Source organism: Propionispora hippei DSM 15287, assembly GCF_900141835.1.
GTDB classification, from domain to species: Bacteria; Bacillota; Negativicutes; order Propionisporales; family Propionisporaceae; genus Propionispora; species Propionispora hippei.
Genome location: NZ_FQZD01000068.1, coordinates 1 through 7,355, shown reverse-complemented (window position 1 = coordinate 7,355; position 7,355 = coordinate 1). Strand labels below are relative to the sequence as shown.

Here is a 7,355-nt window from a genome sequence, read left to right as displayed (position 1 = left end):
GGAGATACCGGAGATACCGGAGCTACTGGGGTTACCGGGTCTACCGGAGATACAGGAGCCACCGGGTCCACTGGAGCCACTGGAGATACCGGAGCCACTGGGGTTACCGGGTCTACTGGAGCCACTGGGGTCACTGGTGCCACTGGTCCTGAAGGACCAGGAAGTATCAGGAATTCAGGAGTAATTCCATTTTCGATCGAAAATAGTGAGGCCCAGGTTAGTACGGATGCTCAGGGAAATCCGTCAATTATTCAATTTGCCGGATTTGAAGCAAATCCTGTTGTTTCCAGCGATCCGACACAGCTTCAGGCCGGTGACTGGGCGGCAGGGACGATTACGTTTAATTCTGTTAATTACACACAATTTTATCGTTGTACGTTTGTTATGCCTTATGACGCAGTGGTAAAAAATCTGTATGTGTTGTTTGGAGCTAAAGCGGCAGTTAACCTGGAAGACGGAGTTAGTGTGTACCCATTTGCCGCCCTTACAGTTTTAACTTCAGCTACGCCCGGTCAGTTAACAGGTGGAATGGTATTTACCATACTGCAGAATACCATAACATACTCGTCTCCTTTTATAGCTCCGGCAGGTGGTGGTGTGGTTCCTAAATACACACTGGTAAGCGGTTCCTTGACAGAGATTAATGAACCCATTCCAGCTGGTTCTCTTGTTGGAGTTATTATGGGAATTAGGGCAGAAGGCGTTACCACGGAAACAACCGTCCAATTTTCGGTCAGCGGAGGAATTCTGCTTGAATAAATAACAGAAAGCCTGCATCCGGCCTGATAGCAGGATGCAGGTCTTTTTTTGTACGAAATAGCCAAAAGGATAAGGAGGGGATTTTGGGACGATGATTCGTGATGAAGTGATCCGGATGATAAGAGAAACAGCCAAACTGCCGGTTTCTGACATAAAAAACAATCTGTACAAGGACCTGGGGCTTGATTCCCTTTCATTTGTCCAGCTTTTACTTGCTATAGAAAAAAAGTATTCCATTATTTTTGGTATTACGGAAATGGAGGCGTGTCTGGAAGTCGGTTTTCTGATTGCGCTTACTGAGAAAAAGGTTGAGGAGAAGAACTAAAAATGATTAGAAATTTGTTTTTGAACCAGACAAAGCTGCAGCAACCAGCAGTGATTGACGGAGAAATCTGCATTACGTTTCAGGACCTTATTCAAAAATCCAGGGCAATAGAAGTCCGCTTGCCACAGAGTCCATGGGAAAATGCCGCCATCTATTTACCGGATGGGAGCGATTTTATTGCGGCTCTTTTTGGTATCATCCGGTTGGGCAAAACCGCTTTTCCTTTTAATGCCCATCTGACAAGGCATGAAATAATACCGTTGCTCAAACAGACGGTAACCGATATTATCATTACTTCCAGTACATTCCGCCCGGTTATGGAAGAGATAAAAGCTCTGTCTATTTCTAATTTACTGATCATTTACATAGAGGAATGCCAGCCGGAAGGAGTGATAGACATTCTTTGCCCGAATGATACGGGAGAGGATGAACCTATGATTCTCCTGCCCACATCCGGTTCGACAGGCAGAGCTAAGATCGTATCGCTTTCGGAGCGGAATATTGAGTCTTCTGTCCAGGGGTATATTGATAAAATGTGCTTTGAAAACATGCCTGAGAAGAAAATCCGCTATATCCTAGCCGCCCCTCTTTCTACTGCATATGGATTGATGATTTTGTGTGCCTGTCTTATGAAATCGTTTCCTATCGTTCTCCTTAAAGAAGGCTTTACTTTGGACACTTTTTATAAAACAGTCGAAAAACACAGCGTGACCCACTATGAGGGCGGAGCAATGGTTCCGCTTTTGATGGAACAGACAGCAGGCAGGCCTGTCCCTTATGATATTCACGGCTTAAAATGTTTCGGATTCGGAGGAAGCAAAGTTTCCGGAGAGGCACTGCGAAGACTTTTGCATGCCTATCCAGGAATACAACTTTGGCAGGGCTATGGAATGACAGAGGCTGCTCCTCTTATTGCAAAATGTACGAATCCCAGCACAGAAAAGCTGGATTCGGTAGGGCAGGCGATAAAGGGAGTTACCATTTTTATTGAAGCTGATGGGATGATCAAAGCTGCACCTTATACCGTGGGGGAGATTCTTGTAAAGGGTCCCAATGTAATGTCAGGATATTATAAAAATGAAGAGGAGACGAAGAAGGTATTAAAAAATGGCTGTTTGTATACAGGTGATATCGGGTATCTTGATGAGGACGGCTATTTGTATATCTGTGGAAGAAAGAAAAATGTGATTATCGTCAGAGGGTTCAACGTGCACCCGGAGGAAGTGGAAACCTGCATTTTGAACAGTCTGCTTGCAGCAGACTGTGTTGTCTATGGAAAGGTCGATTCTACAGGAAATGAGATTGTATGTGCAGACATCATTCCACAGGATGCATCCGTTTGCAGGGAAAAGCTTGAAGAAAAAATCAGGACTTACTGTAAAACACATTTGTCAGGCGTCAAGCAGCCCCGTAAAATACAGATAGTAGATATGATCAGAAAAACGATGACTGGAAAAATAGAGAGAAAAAGAGGAGAGTAGACATGAGCCTGATATTTTTTCAGGGACTGAACTGCTATTCCTCCTGCCTGGTTAATGCTGCTGTTTTCACAGGCGCGGATTACCGGGAGGTTTTTGCAGATTTATGGTCAGAGACCGACTTTACCTACGATCAGGTCCATCGTTTGTATTTATCCCAAAGATTGCCGAAAAATCTGGCATCCATGGAAGTCAGTATGAGATTTATCAATTGCTGCTCAGGGTGGGAAATAAAGGAAAAAGTAGTTGGAATGCCCATGGGACAATTGCTGATAGTGGGAATGGATGCGTTTTTCATTCCGTGGGTGCCTTTTTATCAAACTATGCACAGTTTTCATTATTTTATTGCCAGAAAAGAAAATGAAATGTTATTTTCCTGCTTTGACCCCACCTATGATAAACAAAATCTGGAGATAACGGAAGAACATCTGATTGCTTATGCCTCTGATATCTGCCGGATTGATAAATCGGTAAAAAAAACTTTCTCAGTGGACATTCGGCAGGAGGCACAGAAAATTCTGGAGACTCATCCCGAAACACAGGAAAAGCTCCTTGCCCAAATCATGGAATGTTCTCATGGAAAACAGAAAAATGGGGAATTGCTGGCAAAGTACATCGATGCTTTGAGTAACAACCGGTATCTTTATCTTCACTACCTTCAAACTATGCCGTTGCCAGGAGAACAATGTGATCAATGTTTCCACAAGGAATTCTTTCGGAAATGGGCAGCAGTAAAGCATGGTTTATTCAAGGCTTCTTTGAATATGGATAATCAGTTTCTTATTTGTGAAGTATGTGAATATTTTAAGGAACTAATTGCAGAAGAGATGAGCATTGCCAGGAAGTTGCACGACTTGCCGACTGTTTAGCGAAGAAATTATAGTTCACAGATATAATTAAAACGAGGATAATGCAAAGTTATTGACGTAGGATTCAGCTTAGATATACAATTATTACAAATAGAATGAAATAGATTTAAAGCTAGCAATTTATTAGGTGAGTAATGCCTTAAGATTCCTTTGTAAAATTGTGAGTTCATAGTCAGTAAGGTTCACTTTTTTTAGAAGGTCATAGATTTTTCTAGGAAGTTTATCAAAATCGTCCTTGTGTAATAGAACATCTATATCAGATTCAGACAAGAAATCTTTAACATCTTTTATTATATTGTGATCTCGGTTTTGGGGACATGCTAGCTGACAGCGCATACATCCGACTAAAGAGTTATGCCAGGTATAGTTAATCCAGTTAGGGAATGGTTCAGAACTTCCATTGATATATGTAAGGCAATGTGATGCATCGATAATATTGTTGTTTCTGTCAATACACTTTATTGGGCAACTATTTAAACATGCCCAATACTCGTTACAGTGTGGCATCATTTGTATGTCATGCCATGTAACTGTGTCGTATGGCATATCAGATATTAGAGCAGTCAGGCGATAGAAGCTTCCCATACCGGAAATATAAGAAATATTATTTCTACCGTACTGACTTAGTCCGCTTCTCACTGCAAGAATTTTTAACGGAAGCTTTCCATGAATAAGAGAATAATTTTCCTGGCTTAATACATTTTTGACAATACTGATTACAAATTTTTCTGCCTTCGTATAAATGTAAGTGGGGGGAACAATAATTTTTTGTTCTTTTTTTTGCCATGTAAATCTAAGGATTGTAATTGGTTGTGGTATTGCTGCGACAATTATTGATTGTGCATTTGGTAATATTGTAGAGTAATCGTAATGAAAATCATTTAAATATTTTCGTATGAGATTATTATTGAGACGCTCATGCCTTAGCCCATCTGACAGTAATTTAGCCGCCAGCGCATCAAATACCGGAGGAGTAGGATTTTTAGGTCTTGGTGCTTAAAGGGATAGCTCAGTTTTTATAAAATAAGACGCTTATTGGCAGCGATCAACTTATATAAAAAATTAGCAGGAGTTTTCTCATTCGAAAGCTAAGAATACTATATTCCAAAGTTTAAAGAATAGAGAGGAAGCCATGTATACGGTAAAAGAGGTAGCTGAAAAATTATGTCTCACTGAGCATACTGTTCGGTTCTATACAGACAAGGGCTTGGTTCCGAGTTTACAGCGGGATAAGAATAATAATCGCTTTTTTGACGAGGACTCCATTGATTGGCTTATATGCGTTAAATGTCTGAAAGAGTGTGGTATGTCCATTGATAGCATTAAAATTATATTAAGCTTTGCCAAGCGGGAGATTCAACGATTCCTGCCCACTATGAAATCGTGCTGGAGCAGAGTAAAAATGCTCACACACAATTGGAAGAGGCAAAACAGCGAACCCAGTATATTGATAGAAAGGTAAAGCATTATTTAGATATTCTAAATCATGGGCTTCAGGATGATACAAATCCGAAGAATTGGGATAACGCGAGGTGCAAGTAGTAAGTCCATTAGGCAAAAGTTTATTGTTTTATAAGACCTGGAAGCTCTGTGGGGCAGTAAGAACTACTGCTCCACAGATTTTTATTTAATAACCTGACATCATATTGTCAATTTATTGGGCTATAATATAATAAGATCGGAGTGATTATATGCAGATAAACAGGCTTTTTGGTATTATATATATCTTACTCAATAAAAAATCTATAACTGCTAATCAATTGGCGGAACATTTTGAGGTATCGGCGAGAACCATTTACCGGGATATTGATACTCTGTCTTCAGCCGGGATACCAATCTATGCCGTCCAGGGAAAGGGCGGCGGAATTTCTCTGCTTGACAGCTATGTTCTTGATAAATCTGTTCTTTCAGAGAGGGAACAGAACGAGATATTATATGCACTGCAAAGTCTGTCCATTGCACAGATGCCGGAGGCAGATAAAGTTCTTACTAAGTTAAGCAGTCTGTTCAACAAAAATAGAACAAATTGGATTGAGGTGGATTTCAGCCCCTGGGGCAGTGATGAAAAAGGACTATGCCAATTTACGGTCATCAAGGACGCTATCCTAAGTCAGAGAATTATTGAATTCAATTATTTTGGTTCTTCCGGTAAAAAAAGTGCCCGGAGAGTTGAACCGATTAAACTCATTTTTAAAGTAAATGCCTGGTATTTGCAAGCATTCTGTCTGACCCGCAATTCATTTAGAATGTTTAAAATAGTAAGGATGTCGGAGGTTTTACTTACGCAGGAGGTTTTCTCTAAAGAGGTTTTCGAAAAATTGCCAAACAGCGATCAGACGCAAGAACCGCAGAAATGGCTTCCTGTGCGCCTACATATATCTGCCGAGGGAGCATACCGGGTGTATGATGAGTTCAACGAAGAAGATATTACTAAAAATAAGGACGGTTCGTTCACTGTTACCACCACCTTGCCTGAAACTGAATGGCTGATACGCTATATCCTGTCTTTTGGCGCAGATGTTGAAGTGTTAGCCCCGCAAAATATACGCGGAATGCTCCGGCAGGAATTAAATAAAATTGCTATAAAATATCAAAGATAACCTGTCGCGAGGCTGACAGGTTATCTTTATTACAAATCCTTTCGGTTCTTGCTGAGAAGGCTGTTGATTCCGGTAAAAAATATCGTGGAAAAGTCACTATTAAGAAAGGCGCGACCTCGATTATCAGCTATTGTCAATGGTGCAAGCAGCGGAATAAGGGCAGTAATAAGTCAGTTGTCTAAATAAATATAGTGAAAGGATAGAGAGGTGTCGCAAAGCATTGCGGCACCTTCGTTTATGTAAGACAGGAAAATCGTGAATAATAGCACTGAGTGAAAAAATGTATTCTGGCTCTTAAAATAATACTTGACGACAATAATATTTAGTATTATTCTATATTTAGATATACTAAGTATTTGTTCATTAGGGGGTGTGCTGGTGGATGAGATAAATAGACAATTAAAAAAAGGGGTGACAGAAATCCTTGTTCTTCATCTCTTAAGCAAAATGGATATGTATGGTTACCAATTGATTCAAGACCTCGACCAAAAGAGCTCAAGCACTTTCAAGATGAAAGAAGGATCGTTATATCCAATCTTATATCGCTTAGAAGATAATCGATTAGTCAGGAGCTATTATAAGGAACCGCAAGGGCGAGAGATGCCCAAAAAGTATTACGAAATAACGCCTGAAGGAGTCAGGGAGCTTAATAAAATGAAGGCAGAATGGGTTAGAATGCAAAGAATAGTAAATTCCGTCCTGGATATTGATAAGGAGGGTTTGTAAATGGAAAACGAAACTAAAGCCCGTAAGTTTATAACGGAAGTACTTAAAAATATGGTTGTCGACTCGATGACTAAGGAAAGAATCGAAAAAGACTTATATTGCCACATTATGGAGGCAGCAGAAAACGTTGATATCGATACATTCTTGCAGCAAATGGGAAGTCCTCAGGAAGTTGCCAGTGAATTTATGCAAAACATCTATGATTCTGATAGCGATTTAGTTCAGAAGTTAGTTCAAGATAAGGGTGTATCCCTGATTTTGTGTAAACTCCAAATAGCATAAAAAAGAGCAATATTTTTTAAGAGGGCAAAACAGTCAGATAGGCTGATTGCCCCTCTGTTAGCATTATACGAAAACTAGCCCGGCTGTCAAGCTAGTCCAGCCGGTCGGCAAAGAATATTTCTAATTGGGAATGGATTTGTCCCCAGTCTTTACGTCGCCCCGTCCACTTTTTAGTAATATCAATCATAGCCAGGTACAACATTTTTAACAAGCTGTCATCAGTAGGAAATACGGATTTTGCCTTAGTCACTTTGCGCAGCTGACGATTGAAATTCTCAATCGCATTCGTTGTATAAATGAGTGTTCTCACTTCTTG

10 protein-coding genes and 1 pseudogene are annotated in these 7,355 nt (G+C 40.3%); 9 read left to right on the top strand and 2 right to left on the bottom strand.

Annotation, left to right across the window (positions count from 1 at the left end; genetic code table 11):
- The 4 genes from F3H20_RS19575 to F3H20_RS19560 all read left to right on the top strand — a co-directional run.
- Positions 1-759: collagen-like protein (locus F3H20_RS19575; RefSeq protein ID WP_149736523.1), on the top strand; the 759-nt coding region annotated here is incomplete at its 5' end.
- 91 nt (positions 760-850) lie between these two features.
- Positions 851-1,084, top strand: a complete 234-nt coding sequence (locus F3H20_RS19570; protein ID WP_149736522.1) for an acyl carrier protein — start codon at positions 851-853, stop codon at positions 1,082-1,084.
- A 2-nt stretch (positions 1,085-1,086) separates the two neighbouring features.
- Positions 1,087-2,565, top strand: coding sequence for a class I adenylate-forming enzyme family protein (locus tag F3H20_RS19565; RefSeq protein ID WP_149736521.1), 1,479 nt, complete (start codon positions 1,087-1,089; stop codon positions 2,563-2,565).
- A gap of 2 nt (positions 2,566-2,567) precedes the next feature.
- On the top strand, positions 2,568-3,431 hold the full coding sequence (locus F3H20_RS19560; RefSeq protein ID WP_149736520.1) for a hypothetical protein: 864 nt from the start codon (positions 2,568-2,570) through the stop codon (positions 3,429-3,431).
- Between the two features lie 123 nt (positions 3,432-3,554).
- Here F3H20_RS19560 and F3H20_RS20505 read toward each other — a convergent pair whose 3' ends face one another.
- Positions 3,555-3,938 carry a 4Fe-4S double cluster binding domain-containing protein gene (locus F3H20_RS20505; protein ID WP_394349586.1) on the bottom strand — a complete coding sequence of 128 codons (384 nt, stop codon included), beginning with the start codon at positions 3,936-3,938 and terminating at the stop codon, positions 3,555-3,557.
- A gap of 625 nt (positions 3,939-4,563) precedes the next feature.
- Between F3H20_RS20505 and F3H20_RS20500 the strand changes: the two genes are divergently transcribed.
- From F3H20_RS20500 to F3H20_RS19540, 5 genes and pseudogenes are all read left to right on the top strand, one after another.
- Positions 4,564-4,893, top strand: a complete 330-nt coding sequence (locus F3H20_RS20500; protein ID WP_223191868.1) for a MerR family transcriptional regulator — start codon at positions 4,564-4,566, stop codon at positions 4,891-4,893.
- A gap of 229 nt (positions 4,894-5,122) precedes the next feature.
- Positions 5,123-5,278 (top strand): annotated as a pseudogene (locus F3H20_RS20245) (helix-turn-helix transcriptional regulator); the annotation flags it as partial.
- A 117-nt stretch (positions 5,279-5,395) separates the two neighbouring features.
- Positions 5,396-6,031 (top strand): helix-turn-helix transcriptional regulator, encoded by a 636-nt coding sequence (locus F3H20_RS19550; RefSeq protein WP_223191869.1) that lies wholly within the window; start codon positions 5,396-5,398, stop codon positions 6,029-6,031.
- Between the two features lie 378 nt (positions 6,032-6,409).
- Positions 6,410-6,757, top strand: a complete 348-nt coding sequence (locus F3H20_RS19545) for a PadR family transcriptional regulator (RefSeq protein ID WP_223191867.1) — start codon at positions 6,410-6,412, stop codon at positions 6,755-6,757.
- Positions 6,758-7,039 carry a hypothetical protein gene (locus F3H20_RS19540; protein WP_149736518.1) on the top strand — a complete coding sequence of 94 codons (282 nt, stop codon included), beginning with the start codon at positions 6,758-6,760 and terminating at the stop codon, positions 7,037-7,039.
- 91 nt (positions 7,040-7,130) lie between these two features.
- On the opposite strand, the gene F3H20_RS19535 is transcribed toward F3H20_RS19540, so the two are convergent.
- The coding region (locus F3H20_RS19535; protein ID WP_149736119.1) for a transposase at positions 7,131-7,355 on the bottom strand (225 nt) is incomplete at its 5' end.